This window comes from Pseudomonadota bacterium, assembly GCA_040752895.1.
Classification (GTDB): domain Bacteria; phylum Pseudomonadota; class Alphaproteobacteria.
Map to the genome: position 1 here is coordinate 278,566 of JBFMHN010000002.1, position 19,943 is coordinate 298,508.

At 64.1% G+C, this 19,943-nt stretch carries 19 protein-coding genes and 1 tRNA gene; 13 read left to right on the forward strand and 7 right to left on the reverse strand.

The window, feature by feature from the left end; all coding sequences use genetic code 11:
• Positions 1–58: 58 nt before the first annotated feature.
• Together AB1781_05175 and AB1781_05180 are read right to left on the reverse strand one after the other, a co-directional pair.
• Complete coding sequence (locus tag AB1781_05175) at positions 59–2,428, reverse strand: AAA family ATPase (protein MEW5703962.1); 2,370 nt, start codon at positions 2,426–2,428, stop codon at positions 59–61.
• Between the two features lie 58 nt (positions 2,429–2,486).
• Entirely contained in the window at positions 2,487–4,136 is a 1,650-nt protein-coding gene (locus AB1781_05180; protein ID MEW5703963.1) for an AMP-binding protein, read from the reverse strand.
• A 245-nt stretch (positions 4,137–4,381) separates the two neighbouring features.
• Between AB1781_05180 and AB1781_05185 the strand changes: the two genes are divergently transcribed.
• On the forward strand, positions 4,382–5,305 hold the full coding sequence (locus tag AB1781_05185) for a DMT family transporter (GenBank protein MEW5703964.1): 924 nt from the start codon (positions 4,382–4,384) through the stop codon (positions 5,303–5,305).
• Between the two features lie 71 nt (positions 5,306–5,376).
• Positions 5,377–6,201 carry a sulfite exporter TauE/SafE family protein gene (locus AB1781_05190; protein MEW5703965.1) on the forward strand — a complete coding sequence of 275 codons (825 nt, stop codon included), beginning with the start codon at positions 5,377–5,379 and terminating at the stop codon, positions 6,199–6,201.
• Positions 6,202–6,212: 11 nt separating this feature from the next.
• Here the strand turns inward: AB1781_05190 and AB1781_05195 are convergent, their stop codons facing one another.
• Both AB1781_05195 and AB1781_05200 read right to left on the reverse strand, forming a co-directional pair.
• Positions 6,213–6,932, reverse strand: coding sequence for a rhomboid family intramembrane serine protease (locus AB1781_05195; protein ID MEW5703966.1), 720 nt, complete (start codon positions 6,930–6,932; stop codon positions 6,213–6,215).
• A gap of 124 nt (positions 6,933–7,056) precedes the next feature.
• A complete protein-coding gene (locus tag AB1781_05200; protein ID MEW5703967.1) occupies positions 7,057–7,563 on the reverse strand; it encodes a DUF1993 domain-containing protein in 507 nt (168 codons plus the stop codon).
• 139 nt (positions 7,564–7,702) lie between these two features.
• Between AB1781_05200 and AB1781_05205 the strand changes: the two genes are divergently transcribed.
• Complete coding sequence (locus AB1781_05205) at positions 7,703–8,113, forward strand: hypothetical protein (GenBank protein ID MEW5703968.1); 411 nt, start codon at positions 7,703–7,705, stop codon at positions 8,111–8,113.
• Positions 8,114–8,223: 110 nt separating this feature from the next.
• Here the strand turns inward: AB1781_05205 and AB1781_05210 are convergent.
• Positions 8,224–8,298: transfer RNA gene (locus AB1781_05210), tRNA-Gly, on the reverse strand.
• Positions 8,299–8,539: 241 nt separating this feature from the next.
• On the opposite strand from AB1781_05210, the gene AB1781_05215 reads away from it, so the two are divergent.
• Genes AB1781_05215 through AB1781_05225 form a run of 3 tightly spaced genes read left to right on the forward strand, consistent with a single transcriptional unit; the run spans position 8,540 to position 10,314 of the window.
• On the forward strand, positions 8,540–9,448 hold the full coding sequence (locus AB1781_05215; GenBank protein ID MEW5703969.1) for a tetratricopeptide repeat protein: 909 nt from the start codon (positions 8,540–8,542) through the stop codon (positions 9,446–9,448).
• Position 9,449: 1 nt separating this feature from the next.
• Positions 9,450–10,094 carry an LON peptidase substrate-binding domain-containing protein gene (locus AB1781_05220; protein ID MEW5703970.1) on the forward strand — a complete coding sequence of 215 codons (645 nt, stop codon included), beginning with the start codon at positions 9,450–9,452 and terminating at the stop codon, positions 10,092–10,094.
• Between the two features lie 10 nt (positions 10,095–10,104).
• Positions 10,105–10,314, forward strand: coding sequence for a Trm112 family protein (locus AB1781_05225; protein ID MEW5703971.1), 210 nt, complete (start codon positions 10,105–10,107; stop codon positions 10,312–10,314).
• Here AB1781_05225 and AB1781_05230 read toward each other — a convergent pair.
• Positions 10,311–11,534, reverse strand: a complete 1,224-nt coding sequence (locus tag AB1781_05230; protein MEW5703972.1) for a UbiH/UbiF/VisC/COQ6 family ubiquinone biosynthesis hydroxylase — start codon at positions 11,532–11,534, stop codon at positions 10,311–10,313. The genes AB1781_05225 and AB1781_05230 overlap by 4 nt on opposite strands.
• A gap of 272 nt (positions 11,535–11,806) precedes the next feature.
• On the opposite strand from AB1781_05230, the gene AB1781_05235 reads away from it, so the two are divergent.
• The 6 genes from AB1781_05235 (at position 11,807) to xth (ending at position 18,490) form a co-directional block, all read left to right on the forward strand.
• A complete protein-coding gene (locus tag AB1781_05235) occupies positions 11,807–12,145 on the forward strand; it encodes a P-II family nitrogen regulator (protein ID MEW5703973.1) in 339 nt (112 codons plus the stop codon).
• Between the two features lie 10 nt (positions 12,146–12,155).
• Positions 12,156–13,463, forward strand: a complete 1,308-nt coding sequence (locus tag AB1781_05240) for an ammonium transporter (GenBank protein ID MEW5703974.1) — start codon at positions 12,156–12,158, stop codon at positions 13,461–13,463.
• Positions 13,464–13,695: 232 nt separating this feature from the next.
• Complete coding sequence (locus AB1781_05245) at positions 13,696–16,080, forward strand: DNA translocase FtsK 4TM domain-containing protein (protein MEW5703975.1); 2,385 nt, start codon at positions 13,696–13,698, stop codon at positions 16,078–16,080.
• Between the two features lie 30 nt (positions 16,081–16,110).
• Positions 16,111–16,746, forward strand: coding sequence for an outer membrane lipoprotein carrier protein LolA (locus tag AB1781_05250; GenBank protein MEW5703976.1), 636 nt, complete (start codon positions 16,111–16,113; stop codon positions 16,744–16,746).
• Between the two features lie 13 nt (positions 16,747–16,759).
• Complete coding sequence (locus tag AB1781_05255; GenBank protein MEW5703977.1) at positions 16,760–17,689, forward strand: alpha/beta hydrolase; 930 nt, start codon at positions 16,760–16,762, stop codon at positions 17,687–17,689.
• Positions 17,690–17,695: 6 nt separating this feature from the next.
• A complete protein-coding gene (xth, locus tag AB1781_05260) occupies positions 17,696–18,490 on the forward strand; it encodes an exodeoxyribonuclease III (protein ID MEW5703978.1) in 795 nt (264 codons plus the stop codon).
• A gap of 6 nt (positions 18,491–18,496) precedes the next feature.
• Here the strand turns inward: xth and AB1781_05265 are convergent, their stop codons facing one another.
• Positions 18,497–19,180 (reverse strand): response regulator transcription factor, encoded by a 684-nt coding sequence (locus AB1781_05265; protein MEW5703979.1) that lies wholly within the window; start codon positions 19,178–19,180, stop codon positions 18,497–18,499.
• Between the two features lie 242 nt (positions 19,181–19,422).
• On the opposite strand from AB1781_05265, the gene AB1781_05270 reads away from it, so the two are divergent.
• Entirely contained in the window at positions 19,423–19,935 is a 513-nt protein-coding gene (locus AB1781_05270) for a hypothetical protein (GenBank protein MEW5703980.1), read from the forward strand.
• Positions 19,936–19,943: the final 8 nt, after the last annotated feature.

The window sequence follows — 19,943 nt, forward strand, 5'->3', positions numbered from 1 at the left end:
GGCATCGAACCTCCGCCGCGGAAACGCGGCGGAGGTTTTCTTTTCGCCGCCCGGCGTTTCACCCTCCAAAGACGGCGCTTCGGCCGCGCCGCGCGAGCAGGTGATCGAAGGTTTCAAGCTCGGCCATCACCTTGCCGTAGAGACTTGCCGGCGGGTAGACGCCCTGGGCGTCCGGCGCACCCACCGCGAGGCCGGTAAAAAGCTCGGCCGCCTCCTCGATCGTGCGCACGCTCCACAGATGGAACTTGCCCGCCGCCATATCCTTCACCACCTCGTCGCGAAGCGTGAGATGGGCTTCGTTGGCGGCCGGAATCACGACGCCCTGGGTGCCGGTCAAATCCCCGGCCGCGAGGCAGGCGCGGTGGAAACCCTCGATCTTGTGGTGGATGCCGCCGACGGCCTGCGTAACACCGAGCTGGTTGACGGAGCCGGTGATCGCGAGGTCCTGGCGCAATGGCACGCCGGCAAGATCGGAAAGGATGGCCAGAAGTTCAGCCATGGAGGCGCTGTCGCCTTCGACGCCGCCATAATTCTGCTCGAAGGTGACCGAGCAATTGAAGGAAAGCGGAAAGCGCCGCGCGAAACGGCCGGTCAGGAACCCCTGCAAGCCAAGCACGCCCTTTTGCTGGATGGGGCCGCCGAGTTCGGTTTCGCGCTCGATGTTGAGGACGCCGCGCCGGCCGGCCGAAGCCCGCGCCGTGACGCGGGCCGGCACCCCGAAGACATGATCCCCGAGGTCGAGCACGGAAAGCGCGTTCACCTGACCGACCGCAACCCCTTTCGTGTCGATCATCACGACGCCCTTGGCGATGTTCTCCTGCATGCGGTCCTCGAGACGGGCGTTCCGGCGGCGACGGCGGTGAACGACGGCAAGAATCTCGTCCCGGGTCACGGTCTTGACGCCGGGGCCGGCATCGAGTTGCACCGCCTCCGTCAGCATGTCCCGCGCGTTCTCGTATTGCGAGCTTAACTTCCCCCGGTCGCCCGCCCATCGTGAAACAAGACCGAGCAGGAGACGAACGGCCTCGTCCTCGCAGGTAACCTCGCCCAGCTCCACCGCCATCTTCCGCACCAGCCCGACATAGCCGGCGACGTTCTCCGGCGTCGCCTCCATGTCGGGGTCGATTTCCGCCTTGATCTTGAAATAGGTCCGCAAGTCCGGATCGAAGGAAAAGGCGCGGTACCAGAAGGGGGCGCCCACCAGGATGACGCGAACGGAAAGCGGGATCGGCACCGGTTTCGGCGATTCGGCGATCGGCAGCGCGCCCAGCCGGTGCAATTCCTCGATCCGGATCTCGCGGTCGCGCAAGGCGCCCTTCAGAAATTCCCAGGAAAAGAATTGCTGGGCCAGCGTCTCGGCGCGAATCACAAGAACGCCGCCGTTCGCCCGATGCAAAGCGCCGCCGCGGATCATCGTGAAGTCCGTCTCGACGATGCCGCCCGGCACCGGCCTATATTCGATGCGGCCGAACAGGTTCTCGTAGGACGGGTTCGGTTCGAGCACGACGGGGAGCTTTTTCAACCCCCCGTTATCAACCAGCAGGTTCACCGCGTAATGCTGTTCGGGCGGCAGCACGCCCTTCGGCAATTCTTCCGCGGCCGAGACGCGAAAGAGATCGAGATTGTCGAGCATATCGCCGCGCATTTCGACCAGCCATCGCGCGAGGCCCGGGTATTTCGAGAACTCGTCTATCAAATCGTCGAGGATGCCGCCGATGGCGTTGTCGCCAACCTGACGGTTGAGCTCGCGCAGTTCCTCCATCAAGGTCCGTTGCAGGCGCGCCGCGTCGCGGTTGAGTTTGCGAAGCTCATCGCCCAGTTGGTCGCCGGCCTCGCGGAGCGCCTCGCGGCGTTCTTCCGGCACCGCCTCGACCGGCAGCGGCTCGCCTTTCTCGTCGAGCGCCACGACGACCATGCCCTGAGGCGTTTGGACAAGACTCAGACCGGCCTTTTGCGCCTCCTCCCGCATGGCCTCGACGCGGCGGGAGATTTCCTTGCCCATGGCGTTGCGCCGCCGGCCGATTTCCTCCTGGTACTCCTCGGAGCCGAAGGCCTTCGAGAGCGCCTCGCGAAGCTGGGGCAGAAGAGCCGCCATGCGGTCCCGGAAGGCGCGACCCTTGCCGGCCGGCAAGCGGTGGGGCTTGGGCTGATCCGGCTGGCGAAAATTGTTGAGATAGACCCAATCGTCCGGCGGCTTGCGGCCTTCGACGAAGGTTTCCAGAAATTCGATCGTCGCCGTCATGCGGCCGCTGCGGTCGGCGCCGATGACGAAGGTGTTGAAGCCGGGGGCCTGGGTTGAAAGGCTGAGTTCGAGCGCCTCGCGCGCGCGGTGGTGGCTGGAAAGCTTGAAAATGTCGCCTTCCTCAGACCCGCCGACATCGAAACGGGGAAGGCCGCAATCCTTGCCGTCGATCGGCTTTGCCACCACGGCGTTTTTCCTCCCTTGCCCTGCGATCCCCGCCGCCGGTGACCGGCGGCGGATTTTCCTAGGGTTTCGTCAAGCCCATTGCAATCTCGCGAAGCTTGAACTTCTGAATTTTGCCGCTTGGCGTGTGCGGCATCTCGTCCAGGACCTCGAGCCGCTCCGGCATATACTGCTTCGCCATCTTCTGCCCTTCGAGGAAGGCGATCATGGCCTCAAACGTCAATTTCTCGCCCGCCTTCAAGACGGCGAAGGCGCAACCCTTCTCGCCCAGCCTCGGGTCCGGCATGGCGACGATGGCGACTTCCTGGATCGCCGGGTGGCGGTAGAGGGCCTGTTCGACCTCGGCGACCGGCACGTTCTCGCCGCCGCGGATGATGATGTCTTTCGCCCGTCCGGCAATCCGGATGTAGCCCGCCGCGTCCATGTAGGCGATGTCGCCGGTGTCGAACCAGCCTTCCGCATCCGTCCCGAACATCTCGGGCTTCTTCAAATAGCCGACGAAGGCGCCGGGACCACGCGCCTTCAGCAAACCCGGTTCGCCCGGAGGCTTGGGTGCGCCGCTTTCCGGATCGACGATCTTGACCTCGAAGCAGTCGAGCGCGCAACCGTCGGTCGTCGCGGACTTTTCAATCGGCGCCTCCGGCGGCACCGCCGTCGCCACGCCAAGCTCCGTCATTCCCCAAGCCGAGATTACGCGAAGTCCGAGCCTTTTCGTCGCTTCCTTGACGAGGACGGCGGGGATCGGAGCACCCGCGCAGACGAATTTCTTGAACGTGCCGACATTATAGTTGGCGACCGCTTCCGTGTGCGTGAGATCGGCGAGAAAAGGGGTCGCCCCCATCGAAAAGGTCGCACCCTCCCGCTCGATCCGTTTCGCGCATTCTTCCGCGTTCCAGATGTCCTGGAGAACGCCTTTCGCCTGCAGGTAGGCCGGCATCATCAGGCCGTAGAGGAAGCCGGTGAGATGGGCAAGCGGCGAGGCCATGAGGATGACATCGTCCGCCGTCAACTCGAGTCCTTCGGCGTAGGTTTTGACGCTGGCCACCAGCGTATTCGCGGTGTGCATGGCGCCCTTCGGTTTCCCCGTCGTGCCCGAGGTGTACATGAGGAGGCTCACCGCGTCGGCGCCGGGGCGGCGCGCCTTGAAAATAGCGGCGCGGTCCGTCTTTTTTTCCAACGCCGGGTCCAGCAGCACGCGCTCGAAGGCGTCCTCGCCTTCGCCGCCAACCACCAGCACGCGCTTGAGCTTCGGAAGGTCCTTGCGCAAACCTTCCATCATCTTCGGATAATCGAACTTGCGGAAAAGGCGGGGCACGACCATCACCTTCGATTCCGCAAAGCCCGTCATGTAGGAAATTTCCCGCTCCCGGAAAATCGGCATCAACGGGTTGATGACGGCGCCGATCCGCGTCGTCGCCGCGTAAAGAGCGGCGAATTCCCACCAATTAGGAAGCTGGATCGAAACGACGTCGTTCTTCTCGACGCCCAAGGAAACCAGGCCCAGGGCGATGCGATCGGAAAGGGCCTGGAATTCCTTATAGGAAAGGACGGTGTGCTTCCCGGTCATCGCGTTGAAGTTCGACCAGGCGGTCTTGTCGGGTACGACCTGGGCGGCGGCGTCCACATAATCGCACCAGAGCTTCCCCGGCCAATGCTTCTTCGAGCCCGCGCTTGCACGGCGCCATTCCGGAAGTATCGGATCGAAATCCATGGGTCTGTCGCTCCCTTCCCTTTATGCGTTTCTTGTATCGGCCCGCTCACCGCAACGGCGCGATACCCGCCCCCCCGAACGGGAAAAATCCAGGGCCATGTTAGCCCGCCCCTATCCTACGTCAAGGACGCCCGGACCGTTTCCCGGGCGGGGAAGGGAGAGGCAAGCGGGGCCGACTTCCGATTGACGGCGGGGTAGCACTTCCATCAAATGGCCCCTTCCTTCGAAAACCCAAGGCGCGTTTCATGCCGTCCGCAATCCTTGCCGTTGTCCGCTCGCCTTACCTGTGGTTGACGTTTGCGATGTTTCTTTCGGCGTCGAACCTGATCGTAGGCCGCGCCGTCGCCGGCCACGTGCCGCCGGTTGCCCTTTCGTTCTGGCGGTGGACGATCGCGTTTCTCTTTCTCCTGCCCTTCGCCTGGCCGGCGCTCCGCGTCCAGTACCGGGTGCTGCTGCGCGAATGGAAGACGCTGGCGCTGCTCGGCTTCCTTGGGATCGCCGGATTCCTGACTCTCACCTATTTCGCGCTGCAGGGAACGACGGCCATCAACGCCAGCCTCATCAACGCGATGGTGCCGGTTCTGATCCCGATCCTTGCCTGGATGATGTTCCGCGACCGCGTGACGCACCGCCAGACGATGGGCATTCTTCTCACGGTGGCGGGCATTGCCGTCATCGTCCTGCGCGGGGACGTGGGCACGCTCATGAACCAGCGGCTTGCCTGGGGCGATCCGGTGATGCTGTTCGCGACTTTCTTCTGGGCCGGCTATTCCGTGATCTTGAAGCGCCTGCCCGACGGCCTTCAGGCGGCCGCCGTGCTTTCGACGGTCATCCTCTTCGGGCTGGCGATGCTGCTGCCCCTCTACCTTCTGGAAATGGCGGCCGGCAGGGTCATGGTGCTGGACGGTGCTTCGCTCGTCGCTATCTTCTATGTCGGCGTCTTCGCCGCCGCCATTGGCTTCCTCTGCTGGCACTACGGCGTCGACCGGATCGGGCCGAACCGGACCGGCGTTTTCTTCAACCTGGTGCCGGTCTTCGGGCTCGGGCAGGCGATGGTTCTTCTCGGCGAAAGGCTCCATGCTTTCCATTTCGTTGGCGTACCGCTCGTTCTCCTGGGCGTCTGGCTGGCGACCGCGCCTCCGAAAAAACGCCGGATGGAAAGCCCTTAAGCCCCTGGCTGGCGCGCCAGGCGCCCGCCGCCTAAAGTTGTGCGGCCACCCTTGGAACGAGGCCCCCCTGGATGCCGGAAACGTTTCCTCCTCTTCTTCTCCTCGCCGGCGCCCTGGTCGCGACCGGCGCCATCGCCGGCGTCATCGCCGGCTTCCTCGGCGTGGGCGGGGGCATCGTCATCGTGCCCATCCTTTATTTCCTTTTCACCGCCATCGGCGTTGACGAGGCCGTGCGCATGCACCTTGCGGTCGGCACCTCGCTCGCGACCTTTCTGCCGACGGCAAGCGTTTCCGCCCTTGGCCACCACCGCCGCGGCGCCGTGGACCGGGCGCTTCTGAAACGGTGGGGGTTTGCGATCTTCGCCGGCGTCGTGCTCGGCGCTTCGATCGGCGGCTTCGTGAAGGGGACGATCCTGACCGGCGCCTTCGCGACGCTCGCCCTGGTGGTGGCGACGTATCTTTTCTTCGGGCGCAAGGATTTCCGCCTCGCCGACCGCTTGCCCACCGGCCTTCCCTTGCAGGCGGCGGGCGCCTTGATCGGCGGGCTTTCGGCGATGATCGGGATCGGCGGCGGCACGATGACCGTGCCCTACCTCAACGCCTTCGCCTACCCGATGCCGCGCGCCGTCGGCACCGCCGCCGCGATCGGCCTCCTCATCGGGGTGCCGGGTGCCACCGTCTTCGCCATCGCCGGTCTCGACGCGGCGGGCCTGCCGCCTTATTCGCTGGGTTATGTGAGCCTGCCCGCCTTCGCCCTCATCTCGGCCGGAACGATTGTCGCCGCCCCTTATGGAGTTCGGCTCGCCCACGCGCTTTCGGCGAGCCTCCTGCGGCGCGCCTTCGCGCTTTTCCTGGTGGCGACGGCGGCGCGCATGTACTGGGGACTCTTCGGGTAGAGGGCGGCGGCCTACCCCCACGGCCCCCGCCGGAAACGGGCGGGGCGATCCCGATCGAGAAGCGGCACGCCCGGGCGGCGGAAGAAGGGAATAAGCGCCATCCCGGCCAGGAAGCCGCCGATATGAGCGCCGTAGGCGATGCCTCCGCCCTCGGTCACCTCTGCCGTGCCCAGGAACTGCAGCAAGAACCAAAGCCCGAGCACGAGGAAGGCCGGCACGCGGATCATCTGGATATAGAAGAAAATCGGCACCACGACCAAGATCATCGCCCGCGGATGAAGCAGGAGATAGGCGCCGAGCACGCCGCCGATGGCGCCGCTCGCGCCCACCATCGGCACCTGGGATTGGGGTGCGAGCCCGGCCTGCGCCAGCGCCGCCGCCACCCCGCAGAGCAGATAGAAGACGACGAAGCGGCCGTGCCCCATGGCGTCCTCGACGTTGTTCCCGAAGATCCAGAGATAGAGCATGTTGCCGCCGAGATGGAGCAGCCCGCCGTGCACGAACATCGAGGTGATGAGGCTCGCCTCCGGCGACACCCAGGCCAGTTCGGGCGGCAGGGCGACGTGGCCGAACAGCACGGCCGGGATCAGACCGAGCGCATAGAAGATCCGTTCCTGGGCGGCTTGCGGCTGCCCAAGCTGCCAGAGAAAGACGAGGACGCAAAGGACGATCAGCCCGACCGTGACGAAGGGGCGGAGCGTTGTCGGATTGTCGTCGTGGATCGGTATCATGCCTTATCCCCGCCGGGTCCATCGGGCCCCCAAGGATAGCGCATTACCCAAGCGGGAAAGGAAAGATGGAGCGGACGAAGGGATTCGCACCCGCGACTTCAATCTTGCGAGGAAATTTTTTCCTTCACGCCGGCCCCAGATAGTCCCGCTTGCCGATTGCCAAACCGCCGTGGCGCAGGATGGCGTAGGCCATGGTGACGTGGAAATAGAAGTTTGGCATTGCGAAATGCACCAGATAGGACTGGCCCTTGAAGTTCATCGCCTGGCCGCCGACGGTAAGGGAAATATCGCGATCCTCCGAACCGTCGATATCTTTCGGTTGGAAACCCTGCAGAAATTTTACCGTCCTGGCGATGCGCGCCCTGAGATCGGCGAAGGTTTGCTCGGTGTCGTCGTATTTCGGAACTTCGGCGCCGGCAAGACGGGCGGGGGCCCCCTTGGCGTGATCGGTTGCGATCTGGATCTGGCGAATGAGCGGGAACATGTCGGGGGCAAGCCGGTAGTTCAGCAAGACCGTCGGGTCGATCTTGCGCTTCGCGGCATCGGCGTCCGCCTTATCGAGAATGGCGGAGAGGCTGTTCAGCATCCGCAGAAAGGCCGGCACGGAAGCCTGATACATGGAGAGAGACATCGGCGCGAACCCTTTTTCCTTGAGGTATCCCTGCCTTATTAGGCCATACCCTTCATGGGGCAGTCTAGATAGACAACCGGCCGGCTAAACCCCCGCCGTGGATCGACGGCGCGCACGGGCGCGGTGTATGAGAGGAACGATGGACGAGGCCAGCAATCGCCGGCAAAAGGACAAGGACTGGGTGAGCAGGCCCGGCCGCTATGTGGTCGCCTGGGGGTTGCCAATGGCGGCGTTGATCGCTGCTGTCTTTCTGCCCCCTCTCGCGCGAACCGTCATTGGGACCGCGGCCCTTCTCTGGATGGGCGCGGCCTGCCTCGCGAACGCGGCGCGCTGCGGCCGGACGCATTGCTACTTCACCGGCCCCTTCTTCCTTATCCTGGCCGCCGGCGTGGCCTTGCACGGGGCTAAGATTTTTTGGCTGGGTCCCGATGGCTGGATCTGGCTGGGTATCACCAGCGTGGCGGGTGCTGTTATCCTTTGGTGGTTGCCGGAGTGGATGTGGGGGAAGTTCGTGAAATTTTCCGGCAAACACGGGCGCAACAAGCCCTAACCCGCCGGTAACCGCAGGGCCCAGAAAGCCCGCCCGTAACGACCGACAACGCCGCCCCCCTCCGGCCCGCAGGCCGCGAGAAACGGTGTTTTTTTCTGTCCTTAGAAGAATGGAGCGGGCGAAGGGATTCGAACCCTCGACTTCAACCTTGGCAAGGTTGCGCTCTACCCCTGAGCTACGCCCGCGCCGCGCCTTGATCCCGCGCCTTGATCCAGGGGCGGAAAATCCATATAGGCGGGAAGGGGAGTGTAAGGAAAGCTTGGCCCAATTCAAGCCCGATCGCGCGGGCCCAGGACTTGGGCCCCGGCTTGGGCCCCGGCTTGGGCTTGCACAAGACCGGCCGAAGTCCCATCATTCGGCCCAGCACGGAAATCCAACACGGAAATCCGAACGAATCGTACCTTATTTTCAGGGAAGACCCGCCCGATGAGCCCGTTGCCCAACCAACCCGTCCTGCCGGACGGGGCCGATTTTCCCGCCATCCTCGAGGGAAGCCCGCAAGGCTTCCTGCGGGATGTCGTCGAGCCTTCGAGGACGCGGCCCGTCTTCGTCTATTTCTGGATGCCGAACCCGGCCTGCCAGCAGTTCACGCCGCTTATCGAGCGGCTGGCGCGGGAGGGCGGCGCGCGCGTCCGCCTGGTCAAGATCAACGTCCACGACCACCCCGAGATCGCCCAGCAATTGCAGTTGCAGACGGTGCCGACCGTGCTCGTCTTCCAGAACGGAGCGCCGGTGAACGGCTTCATGGGCCCCATCTCGGAGGACAACCTCCGCCACTTCTTCGGCCAGGTGCTGGGCGCCCCGCTCGTCGACCAGACGGCAGGCGAGCTCAAGGCGGCGCGCGCGGCGCTGGACAAGGGTGCGGCCGGAGACGCCCAGGTAATTTTCTCCGACATTCTCGGCAGGGACCCCGAGAATCCGGAAGCGATCGCCGGCATCATCGAAAGCTTCCTCGTCCTCGACGACATGGAAACCGCGAAGAGCTACCTCGACGAGGTGCCGGAGAAGCTGCGCACGCACGCCGCGATTGCCCGCGTCCGCGCCCGTATCGAACTGGCCGAGACGGCGCCCCCGCAGGCGACCGAGGCGCTGGCCGCAAGGCTCGCCGCAAACCCCAACGACCACCAGGCGCGCCTGAACCTGGCCCTTGCCGAATTCACCAAAGGAAAGACGACGGCCGCCGTTGAATCGCTTCTCGAAATCGTCCGCCGCGACCGCAAGTGGCAGGACGACGCAGCGCGCAAGCAGCTCTTGAAATTCTTCGAGGCGCTGGGGCCGGACGATCCCGTGACGGTGGCCGGGCGAAAGCAACTTTCCACAATTCTCTTTTCGTGAAATGGACGACGACGAACTCCCGGAAATCCTGCCGATCTTTCCGTTGTCCGGGGCGCTGTTGCTGCCGCACGGCGTTTTGCCGCTGAACATTTTCGAGCCGCGCTACCTTGGCCTGATTCGCGACGCGATGGCGGGCGAGCGCATCGTCGGCATGATCCAGCCGCTGCCCGCCTTAGACGCAACGGACAAGCCCGGCCTTTACCGCACGGGCTGCGTCGGGCGGATCACCGCCTTCAACGAAACGCCGGACGAACGCTTCCTGATCATGCTGACCGGGCTCAGCCGGTTCGACGTCGCGCGGGAGCTGTCGGAATTTCACGGCTACCGGCGGGTCGTCGCCGACTATTCGCGCTACCCGGAGGACACCGTCCCGGAAACCACGCCGAGAATAGACCGCGACCGCCTGCTCGACGTGCTGCGGCATTTCCTACAGCAAAACGCCATCGAGGTGGAATGGAAGACGGTCGCGGCGCTGGCCGACGAACAGCTCGTCATCTCGCTTGCCATGACCTGCCCTTTCGCACCGAACGAAAAGCAGGCCCTGCTCGAATGCCCGAGCCTGGCCGAACGCTGCCAGGTGTTGACGACGCTGCTCGAAATGGCCTTGCTCGTGCCGGACGCAAGTGGGAGCATGCGGCCGAACTAGGAGGGTGCAGATGGAAAAAGGGAAAGCCGGAATCGATCCGAAGCTTCTGGAAATTCTCGTCTGCCCGCTGACCAAGGGTCCGCTGCGGCTGGACGCCCTGCGCCAGGAACTGATCAGCGACCAGGCGAAGCTCGCCTATCCCATCCGCGACGGCATTCCGATCATGCTGGTGGACGAGGCGCGGCCCTTGGACGACAGCGAAACCCAACGCCCGCGCTAGAGCGGATGCCCGCGCATGAGCTTGGGCCCCTTTTCCCAGCCGCCGCGCGGCACGCCCATCGCATGCCGCATGAAGCGCCGCTTGAGAGGCGGCAGCCGGTTGACGGCGGCGAGGCCCAAATCGCGGGCGAGGCGTAAGGGAGCAAACGTGTTCGAAAAAAGACGGTTGAGGCCATCCGTCATCCCCGCCATCAGAAGATTGTCGAGCCGGCGCAGCCTTTCGTAGCGCTCGAGATGGGCGCCCTGGCCCAAGTCGAGGCCGAGCCGATGGGCGTCGACCAGCCCTTCCGCCAACCAAGCCAGATCCCGGAAACCGAGATTGAGCCCCTGGCCGGCGATCGGGTGGATGCCATGGGCGGCGTCGCCCACCAGCACGAGACGCCCTTCCTGGTAACGCTCGGCCAGCACCAGCGAAAGCGGATAGGACCACCGCCCGCCCACCACCCGAAGCGCGCCCAGATGACTACCGAAACGGCTGGTGAGTTCGGCCAGGAAGGCGTCGGCGTCAAGGGCGAGAAGCGAAGGGGCGAGCACCGTCCGTTCCGTCCAGACGATCGAGGAGCGATTGCCCGGCATCGGCAGGGTGGCGAAGGGGCCGGCGGCAAGAAAGCGCTCGACCGCGACGCCGTCATGGGGGCGCTCATGGGCGACCGTGCAGACGATGGCGGTTTGCGGATAGTCGGCGCGGAAGCAGCGGATGCCGGCTTGCTCGCGCAGGGGCGAGAAGCGCCCGTCGGCCGCTATGGCAAGACTTGCCGTCACTTGCCCGCCGCTCGCCAGGTGGGCCGTCACCCCATGGGCGTCGTGTTCAAGATTGGTAACGGCTTCCGGCGCCCGCAGCGAAAGCGCCGGCACTTTTTCGGCCGCCGCCAGCAGCGCTTGCCGCAGAAGGCGGTTTTCGACGATGTGGCCGAAGGGGTCTTCGCCCACCTCGCGGTGATCGTAGTGAAGGAAGAGAGGGGAATCGCCGTCGGTGATGCGGATGTCGAGGATGGGTTCCGCCGCCTCCTTCAGGGATTGCCAAAGGCCCAAGCCTTCGAGCACGCGGCGCGAGCCGCAGGCAATGGCGGAGGTGCGGCCGTCGAAGGCAAGGCCGCGCACGTTTTCCGGCGATTCGCGCTCGACGACAGAGGTCGCGATCCCGGCCTGCCCAAGGGCAATGCCGAGCGTAAGCCCGACCGGGCCGCCGCCTACGATGACGACCTCCGCGCGTTTCGTCATGGGACCCCCGCCGCTCCTTTCCCGGTGAATGGCCGACAATCGCCGCCGATGGACGCTTTGTCCAGTGGCCGGCATGAAGTAAGGGTCGCCTAAATTTTCATCAATATTCGATTGTGGCCTAAAAATTGGGCGAAAATTCGCCGCCGACCCTGGCGAAGCTTCCATCTATAAAAATTTATCCAATAAATTCAATCTGATACGAACCGACAAATCTCGGCACGGGTCTTGAAAGAGTGCTGGCATCGGCCAGCGCAAGCATGAGGAACCGAAAAATGAAATTCGTCATGGCCATTATTAAGCCTTTCAAGCTCGACGAGGTGCGTGAAGCCCTCATGGAGCTTGGCGTCCAAGGTCTTACCGTTACCGAAGTCAAGGGATTCGGCCGCCAGAAAGGCCACACGGAAATCTATCGCGGAGCGGAATACGAAGTGAGCTTTCTTCCGAAAGTGAAAATCGAGGTGGCACTTCCGGACGATCTCGCGGATCGGGCGATGGAAATCATTCAGAAAGCGGCCCGCACGGACAAGATCGGCGACGGGAAAATCTTCGTCTTCGATCTCAAGCAAGTCGTCCGCATCCGGACGGGTGAAACCGATGCCGAAGCATTATAGGAGAAGCCCCATGAGGAACGTGCTGTTAGCGATTTTAGCGCTTGCCGTATCCGCCACCTCGGCGCTGGCGCAAGAAGCGATGGAGGCGGCGGCCGAAGTGGCGGAGGCAGTGCCCGTGCTCAATAGCGGGGACACCGCCTGGATGCTGACCGCAACCGCGCTCGTCCTTCTGATGACGATCCCCGGGGTTGCCCTTTTCTATGGCGGCATGGTTCGCAAAACGAACGTCCTCGCCACCATCATGCAAAGCTTTGCGATCACCTGTCTGGTGACGATCCTATGGATGGTCGCCGGCTATAGCCTGGCCTTCGGTGCGGGCGGCGCCTATGTCGGCGATCTTAGCCATCTGTTCCTGAAGGACCTAAGCCTGGAGGGGTTAAGCGGGTCCATTCCCGAATCCGTCTTCATCATCTTCCAGCTTACCTTCGCCATCATCACGGCGGCGTTGATCACCGGCGCCGTCGCGGAACGGATGAAGTTTTCCGCCCTGCTCGTGTTCATCGGGCTGTGGTCGCTGCTCGTCTATTCCCCGATCACGCATTGGGTGTGGGGCGGCGGTTTTCTAAGCGAAGCGGGCGTGCTGGACTTCGCCGGCGGCACCGTCGTGCACATCAATTCCGGGGTCGCGGCGCTGGTCGCTTGTCTGGTCCTTGGTCCGCGCACCGGCTTCGGCAAGGAAATCATCGTCCCTCACAACCTGGTGCTGACGGTGATGGGGGCCTCCTTCCTGTGGGTCGGCTGGTTCGGCTTCAACGCGGGCTCCGCGGTGGCGGCCAACGGGTTGGCCGGCATGGCGATGGCGGTAACCCAGATCGCGACGGCGGCGGCGGCCTTGGCCTGGATGTTCGCGGAATGGGTCGCGCACAAGAAGCCAAGCGTGCTGGGCATCGCCTCGGGTGCCGTCGCCGGCCTCGTCGCGATCACGCCGGCCTCGGGCTTCGTCGATCCGATGGGCGCACTCGCCATCGGCGCCATCGCCGGAATCGTCTGCTTCTGGGGAGCGACCTGGTTGAAGCGGACGCTCGGCTACGACGATTCGCTCGACGTCTTCGCCGTGCATGGGCTCGGCGGCATCGCCGGCGCGCTTTTAACCGGCGTCTTTGCGGTCGAGGCGATCGGCGGCACACCGGGTCTGCTCGAGGGCAATCCCGGCCAGGTGTGGACGCAAGCCTACGGCATTCTCGCCACGATCCTATACTGCGCGGTCGCTTCCTTCGTGTTGCTGAAGGGGATCGATCTCGTGATCGGGCTCCGCGTCAAGGAGGAGGACGAACGCGAAGGCCTCGACATCCGGCTGCACGGCGAAAGCGTGTTGTAGAACGAACCGGTTATTTTCCTGCATCCACCACCCGGAAGGGCAACCTTCCGGGTGGTTTTTTGTCCGAAGCCTTAAGTTTTCGCGATCCGGGAAATATGGGGGTGTTGGTGGCGCGACCCGCAACATTCTGCGGTGTGGTGGGGGAGAAGGCTTGTTTCCGGGCGCGCGCGGGGACTAAAATGTCACCGCTTCGGGAAATAAAATTCCCCAAGATTCCACTTCTTGAGAGGCCATGCGCCGGGCAAGCACCGTCAAGACGACCTTCCTTCCCGCCGGCATCCGCGAATTCCTGCGCCGCCGGTTGATCGAGGCGGGCGGTCTCGTCTGCGCCGGGCTTGCCCTTGCCCTGGGGTTTGCCCTCTTGAGCCATGACGCGACCGACCCCTCTTTAAACAGCGCCAGCGACGGGGCAGTTGCCAACTGGCTGGGCTTGCCCGGTGCGATCACGGCCGACCTTTTCCTGCAGACGATCGGCCTTGCCGCGGCACTGGTCGTTCCGGTCCTTTTGGCCTGGAGCTGGCGGGTGCTTTCGAAGCAGGGAATTACGCGTTTTTGGCTGCGGCTTTCGCTCCTGCCCGTCGCCTTGCTGCTGGCCGCTTTCGCCTGCGCGGCGTTGGTTGCGCCGGAGGGCTGGCAGTCGAAAAGCGGCGCCGGCGGCTTCACCGGCGCCCTTTTGCTGCGGGAAATACGCGATTTCGAGCTGCCCATCGGTTCCGGCGTCCTCGGTATCCTCGCGGCGGGGCTGGCCTTGGTTGCCCTGGTGCCGGCGCTCGCCCTCGGACGGGGGGAATGGCAGGCCACCCTTCGGGCGTTGGTGTGGCTCGCCAAGAACACGGCGCGGGTCTTGGCCATTCTCGCCTGGCAAGCGCGGCGCAGGCTTTGGGCCTTCGCCGCCTGGGCCGGTGAAACGATGGCGGCGCGCCGTTCGTTACGTGTGCGGAATGAACCAGCCCTAGCCGAAACCAGGGCCGCCGCCCGGCAAGAGCCGGAGTCGGCGGCAATCGTTTCGGAGGCGGAACAAGAGCCAAGCCGCGTCGCGCCGCGCGCCAAGGGGCCGCCGCCCGGCAAGCGCGCCAAGGCCGAACGCGAGCCCAAGCTGCGGCTGTCGGCGGGAGAGACATTCGCCTTGCCGCCGCTCGACCTGCTCGACACCCGGCCCCGCACCGCGCCGCATCTGCGGATCGACGAGGCGGCGCTTGAGCAGAACGCGCGCCTTCTCGAATCCGTCCTCGACGATTTCGGCGTGCATGGGAAAATCATCAAAGTCCGGCCCGGCCCCATCGTCACGCTCTATGAGCTTGAGCCCGCTCCGGGCACAAAAACCTCGCGCGTGATCAGCCTTGCCGACGACATCGCGCGCTCGATGAGCGCGGTCTCCGTCCGGGTCGCCGTCGTGCCGGGCCGCAACGTCATCGGAATCGAGCTTCCCAACGCCGCGCGCGAGACCGTCTTCCTGCGCGAACTCCTTTCCTCTTCCACCTTCGAGCGAACGCCGCACGCGCTGACGCTGGTGCTCGGCAAAGACATCGGCGGCAGCCCCATCATGGTGGACCTTGCGCGCATGCCGCATCTTCTCATCGCGGGCACGACGGGTTCGGGCAAGTCGGTCGCCATCAACACGATGATCCTTTCGCTACTCTACCGGCTGCCGCCGGAGAAATGCCGGTTGATCCTGATCGATCCCAAGATGCTGGAGCTTTCGATCTACGCCGACATCCCGCACCTTCTGCACCCGGTTGTCACGGAACCCGCGAAAGCCATCGTCGCGTTGAAATGGGCGGTGCGCGAGATGGAAAACCGTTACCGCGCGATGTCGAAACTTGGGGTACGCAACATCGACGGCTATAACGCCCGCATCGCCGAGGCGAAAAAGAAAGGCGAGGTTCTGACGCGCACGGTGCAAACCGGCTTCGCCCCGGACACCGGAAGGCCCCTTTTCGAGGAGCAGCCGCTCGACTTGAGCCCGCTTCCCTATATCGTCGTCGTCGTGGACGAGATGGCGGACCTCATGCTGATCGCCGGCAAGGACGTCGAAGTTGCGATTCAACGCCTTTCCCAGATGGCGCGCGCCGCCGGCGTGCACCTGATCATGGCGACCCAGCGCCCTTCCGTTGACGTCGTGACCGGCACGATCAAGGCGAATTTCCCGACCCGCATCAGCTTCCAGGTCACATCGAAGATCGACAGCCGCACGATCCTGGGCGACCAGGGCGCCGAGCAACTGCTGGGTCACGGCGACATGCTCTACATGACCGGCGGCGGGCGCATCACCCGCATCCACGGCCCCTTCGTCAGCGACGAAGAGGTCGAGCGCGTCGTTCACTTCCTGAGAGAACAGGAGGAGCCCGTCTATATCGACTCGATCACGGAAGAGGAAGAAAGCCTGTTCAGCCCGATGGCCGACGGCGAGGGCGACGACCTTTACGCCCAGGCCGTGGCGCTTGTCCGCCGGGAACGGAGAGCCTCCACCAGTTTCATCCAGCGGCACTTGCAAATCGGCTACAATCGGGCGGCCAGGATCATGGACCAGATGGAGGCGGATGGTCTCGTCAGTCCCGCCAACCATGTCGGCAAACGCGAGGTGCTGATCCGCGATTCGGATGCCGTTTCCTCGTAACTCTATTCTGAAAAAAGCAGGCCCCGTTCGTTGCGCACCCTTTTCGCCCTTGCTCTCTGCCTAGTCCTTTCCGCCGTCGCCGACGCGGCGGCGGCGAAAGAAGCGCTGACACCCGAACTTCGTCAGGCCGTCGGCCAAGCCGAACGCTATCTCAACGGCATCACGACGATTCGCGCTCGCTTCATCCAGGTGGGGCCGAATGGGGAATTGTCGGAAGGGAATGTGTATCTGGCGCGGCCGGGGCGCATGCGGATCGAATACGACCCGCCGGTGCCGCTGCTGCTGATCGCCGCCGACAGCTGGCTCACTTATCAGGACAAGGAACTTGAGGAGGCCACCTATCTGCCGCTTTCCTCGACGCCGGCCGCCTTCCTGCTCGAAAAGGAAATCCGCCTCGGCGGCAAGATCACCGTGACGAAGGTCGAGAAGACGCCCGGCGCCCTCCGCCTCCGCCTCATCGAGACGGATGACCCGAAGGCCGGCGCGCTGACCCTCGTCTTCGGCGAGGCCCCCTTCGCCCTTCGCCAGTGGGAAGTGACGGACGCACGGGGCCTGACGACGCGGGTCGGTTTTCTGAACGCGGAGTTTGGAGTCGCGTTCGACTCCGAACTCTTCAACATCAAGAACCCGTATCGGAAATCGAAGCCTGGACCCAGGCGACATTAGGCCGCACGCCTTCATGCCGGAAAATTTTCGTTCAATCCCGCGGGAAAAGGCCGAAGCGAACGCTGTCTTTCGCCCGAACGGGATCCGGCTCAAGCTTTACCGGCTCCATGGCCCTGCGCAGGAAGGGCCGGCCATCCTGTTCGGCCATGCGAACGGCATGGCGGCCGGTTCTTACCTTCGCTTGCTGGAGGCGCTCGCCCTGCGAGCAACCGTTTTCGCCTTCGACGCGCGGGGGCACGGGGGCTCGTCGGCGCCGGCGACGAATCTCGACGCCCATTACCAAATGGATCTTTTCGCCGACGACCTGGAGGCCATCACGCAAAGTGTCCGGAACGAGGCGGGCGAGGTTCCCGTTTTTTACGCGGCCCATTCCTTAAACGCCGCCGCCGCACTTAGGCTTGGCGTCACGCGAAAGCGGAAATTCTGGGAAAAGATCGTTCTCTTCGAGCCGCCGGTCTGCCCCCCCGCGGCGCATCCCCTGCGGGCGGAGGCCGAGGCGAAAACGCAACAGCTCATCGCCCTTTCGAAGAAGCGCAAGGCGCGCTGGCCGAGCCCGGGGGTGTGTGCGGAAGCGTTACGGGGAAAGTCCCTTTTTCGCCAGTTCGAGGAGGGCCGGCTGCTCGATTACGCGAAGGCCAATCTGCGTCCGACCGGCGAGGGGGATTTCACTCTCGCCTCGCCGCCCGAAGTCGAAGCCGCCATCTTCGCCTGCCATACCAATTCGGCAACTTTCGAGAAGCTCGCGGATTTTCCGCAGGCCGTCCATTTCGTCTCCGGCGACCCCGGCGTGGGCGAGACCGGCAACTGGATCGCAAAACTTTCGCCGGAACTTGCCGAGCGCGTTCCGGGAAGCAGGCTCACGGTCTTCGAGGACAAGAGCCACCTTCTTCTTTTCGAGGCGACGGCGCGGGCCAGGGATTGCATCCTCGCCATGCTGGCCTGACCATCGATGCGCGTCACCCTGGCAAGCTGGAACGTGAACTCGGTGCGGCTTCGCCTGCCGCTCATCGAACGGCTGATCGGGGAAGCGAACCCGGATGTCCTTTGCCTGCAGGAAACCAAGGTCGAGGACGCGCTTTTCCCGAGAGAGCGCTTTCGTGCGCTCGGTTTTCCCCACGCCGTCATCCGCGGCCAGAAAGGCTATCACGGCGTAGCCATTCTCTCGCGTCTTCCCATCACGGAAATGGGCGGCCGGGAATGGGCGAAGCGCGAGGATCGCCGCCACGCCATTGCCTGCCTTGGCGGCATCGAGGTGCACAATTTTTACGTGCCGGCCGGCGGCGACGTGCCGGATCCGGCGACAAACCCCGCCTTCGCCCACAAGCTCGCCTTCCTTCAGGAGATGGCGCGGTGGTTCAAGAAGGCGAAGGGAAAACGCCCGGCCGTCCTGGTCGGCGACCTCAACGTGGCGCCGCTGGAAACGGACGTCTGGTCCCATCGCCAGCTTCTAAAGGTGGTGAGCCACACGCCGGTCGAGGTCGCCCTTTTGAAAACGGTGCAGGAAAGCGCGGCCTGGGTGGACGCCGTCCGCCGCTTCGTGCCGGAGACCGAGCGTCTCTATAGCTGGTGGAGTTACCGGGCTCACGACTGGGCGCGTTCGGATCGCGGACGCCGGCTCGACCACGTATGGGTGACGTCTTCCCTCGAACCAAATTTGCGCGCGGGCGGCGTCTTGAAGGCGGCGCGCGGCTGGCTACGGCCTTCCGACCACGCGCCGGTGCTTGCGACCTTTGATCTGCCATGAAGCGGCTCAGACGCTTAAGCGATAACCGCCGGATTCGGTCAACAGAATCTGGGCGTTCGCGGGGTCCTGCTCGATCTTCTGGCGCAGCCGGTAAATGTGGGTTTCCAGCGTGTGCGTCGTGACACCGGCGTTGTATCCCCAAACCTCGCTCAGCAGCACCTCGCGGCTCACCACCTTGTCGCCGACCCGGCAGAGATATTTGAGGATGGCGGCTTCCTTGTCCGTAAGCCGGATCAGCCGGCCGTCCTTCTGAAGCTGTCGGAGACTCGGCCGGAAGCGGTAGGGACCAATGGTGAAAACGGCGTCCTCGCTTTGCTCGTGCTGGCGAAGCTGGGAACGGATACGGGCCAGCAGCACGCCTAATTTGAACGGCTTCGTCACGTAATCGTTGGCGCCCGAATCGAGACCGAAAATGGTGTCCACTTCCGAATCGGCGCCGGTCAGCATGATGACCGGGGTGAGAACGCCGGACCGGCGGATAAGCTTGCAGACCTCCCTTCCGTCCATGTCCGGCAGATGCACATCGAGCAAGATCAGATCGTGGTGGCCGCGTTTGACCACGTCGAGACCGGCAGCGCCATCCCCCGCTTCGTCAACCTCGAACTCCTCGTGCAGCCGGAGCTGCTCGGCCAAGGACTGGCGAAGGGCCGCGTCGTCTTCGACGACGAGGATGCGTTTCGTTGATTTCACGCGCATGACACCCTTTCCACCGGAGCGGGTTTCTTCTCGTTTCATCGGGCGCCGGTATTTTACCACGTTTTCACGAAGCCCCCGAGCCAAGGCCGCCTAAGCGGCAAAAATTTCCGACCCGGGGTGCGCGGCCGCCGCCGCCGTCCACGGGGCTTTATTTAACCCAATGTTTTAAAAGCTCTTTTTCAGATGGGTCCTTGGCATCCCTCTTGCTTCGAAGGGGTTATGCAAAAGGGACTCTTATGATCGAAACCCACGCTTCCGCCCCGGCGCGAGTGTCCGGCCCGGCCCCTTCCGCCCCTCCGGCGGCGGCGGCCGGCGAAAAGGCCTCCGGATTCTCCCTGTGGGGAGACGGCGAAGGTTTCAGCTTCGCCGACTTGCTCGACGCCGTTAATCCGCTTCAGCATATCCCCGTCCTCGGCACGCTTTACCGCGAACTCACGGGCGACCACATCGGCACCGCCGCGAAGCTGGCCGGTGGCGCCCTGTTCGCCGGCATTCCCGGGCTTATCGGCTCGGCGGTCGATTCCGTCGTCGAAGCCCTGAGCGGCAAGGACATCGGCGAGAACGTGCTGGCGCTGTTCGATGGCGGCGCGGCGCCGCCCACCGTCCTTGCCGCCCAAACGCCCGCGTCCGAACCAAGCTTGGCAGAAGCCGCAATTTTCGCGCTTCGTTTCGATCGCGAAACAAAACTTTATCGGAAAAACGACAACCTTCCCCCGCCCCACGAGCCTATTCTTCGCATTCTAACCTAGGTCTTGTT

Coding starts and splice junctions, on each gene's coding strand:
- AB1781_05180 (MEW5703963.1), bottom strand. CDS start 4,136: ATGGATTTCGATCCGATACTTCCGGAATGGCGCCGTGCAAGCGCGGGC.
- AB1781_05185 (MEW5703964.1), top strand. CDS start 4,382: ATGCCGTCCGCAATCCTTGCCGTTGTCCGCTCGCCTTACCTGTGGTTG.
- AB1781_05190 (MEW5703965.1), top strand. CDS start 5,377: ATGCCGGAAACGTTTCCTCCTCTTCTTCTCCTCGCCGGCGCCCTGGTC.
- AB1781_05195 (MEW5703966.1), bottom strand. CDS start 6,932: ATGATACCGATCCACGACGACAATCCGACAACGCTCCGCCCCTTCGTC.
- AB1781_05200 (MEW5703967.1), bottom strand. CDS start 7,563: ATGTCTCTCTCCATGTATCAGGCTTCCGTGCCGGCCTTTCTGCGGATG.
- AB1781_05205 (MEW5703968.1), top strand. CDS start 7,703: ATGGACGAGGCCAGCAATCGCCGGCAAAAGGACAAGGACTGGGTGAGC.
- AB1781_05215 (MEW5703969.1), top strand. CDS start 8,540: ATGAGCCCGTTGCCCAACCAACCCGTCCTGCCGGACGGGGCCGATTTT.
- AB1781_05220 (MEW5703970.1), top strand. CDS start 9,450: ATGGACGACGACGAACTCCCGGAAATCCTGCCGATCTTTCCGTTGTCC.
- AB1781_05225 (MEW5703971.1), top strand. CDS start 10,105: ATGGAAAAAGGGAAAGCCGGAATCGATCCGAAGCTTCTGGAAATTCTC.
- AB1781_05230 (MEW5703972.1), bottom strand. CDS start 11,534: ATGACGAAACGCGCGGAGGTCGTCATCGTAGGCGGCGGCCCGGTCGGG.
- AB1781_05235 (MEW5703973.1), top strand. CDS start 11,807: ATGAAATTCGTCATGGCCATTATTAAGCCTTTCAAGCTCGACGAGGTG.
- AB1781_05240 (MEW5703974.1), top strand. CDS start 12,156: ATGAGGAACGTGCTGTTAGCGATTTTAGCGCTTGCCGTATCCGCCACC.
- AB1781_05245 (MEW5703975.1), top strand. CDS start 13,696: ATGCGCCGGGCAAGCACCGTCAAGACGACCTTCCTTCCCGCCGGCATC.
- AB1781_05255 (MEW5703977.1), top strand. CDS start 16,760: ATGCCGGAAAATTTTCGTTCAATCCCGCGGGAAAAGGCCGAAGCGAAC.
- xth (MEW5703978.1), top strand. CDS start 17,696: ATGCGCGTCACCCTGGCAAGCTGGAACGTGAACTCGGTGCGGCTTCGC.
- AB1781_05270 (MEW5703980.1), top strand. CDS start 19,423: ATGATCGAAACCCACGCTTCCGCCCCGGCGCGAGTGTCCGGCCCGGCC.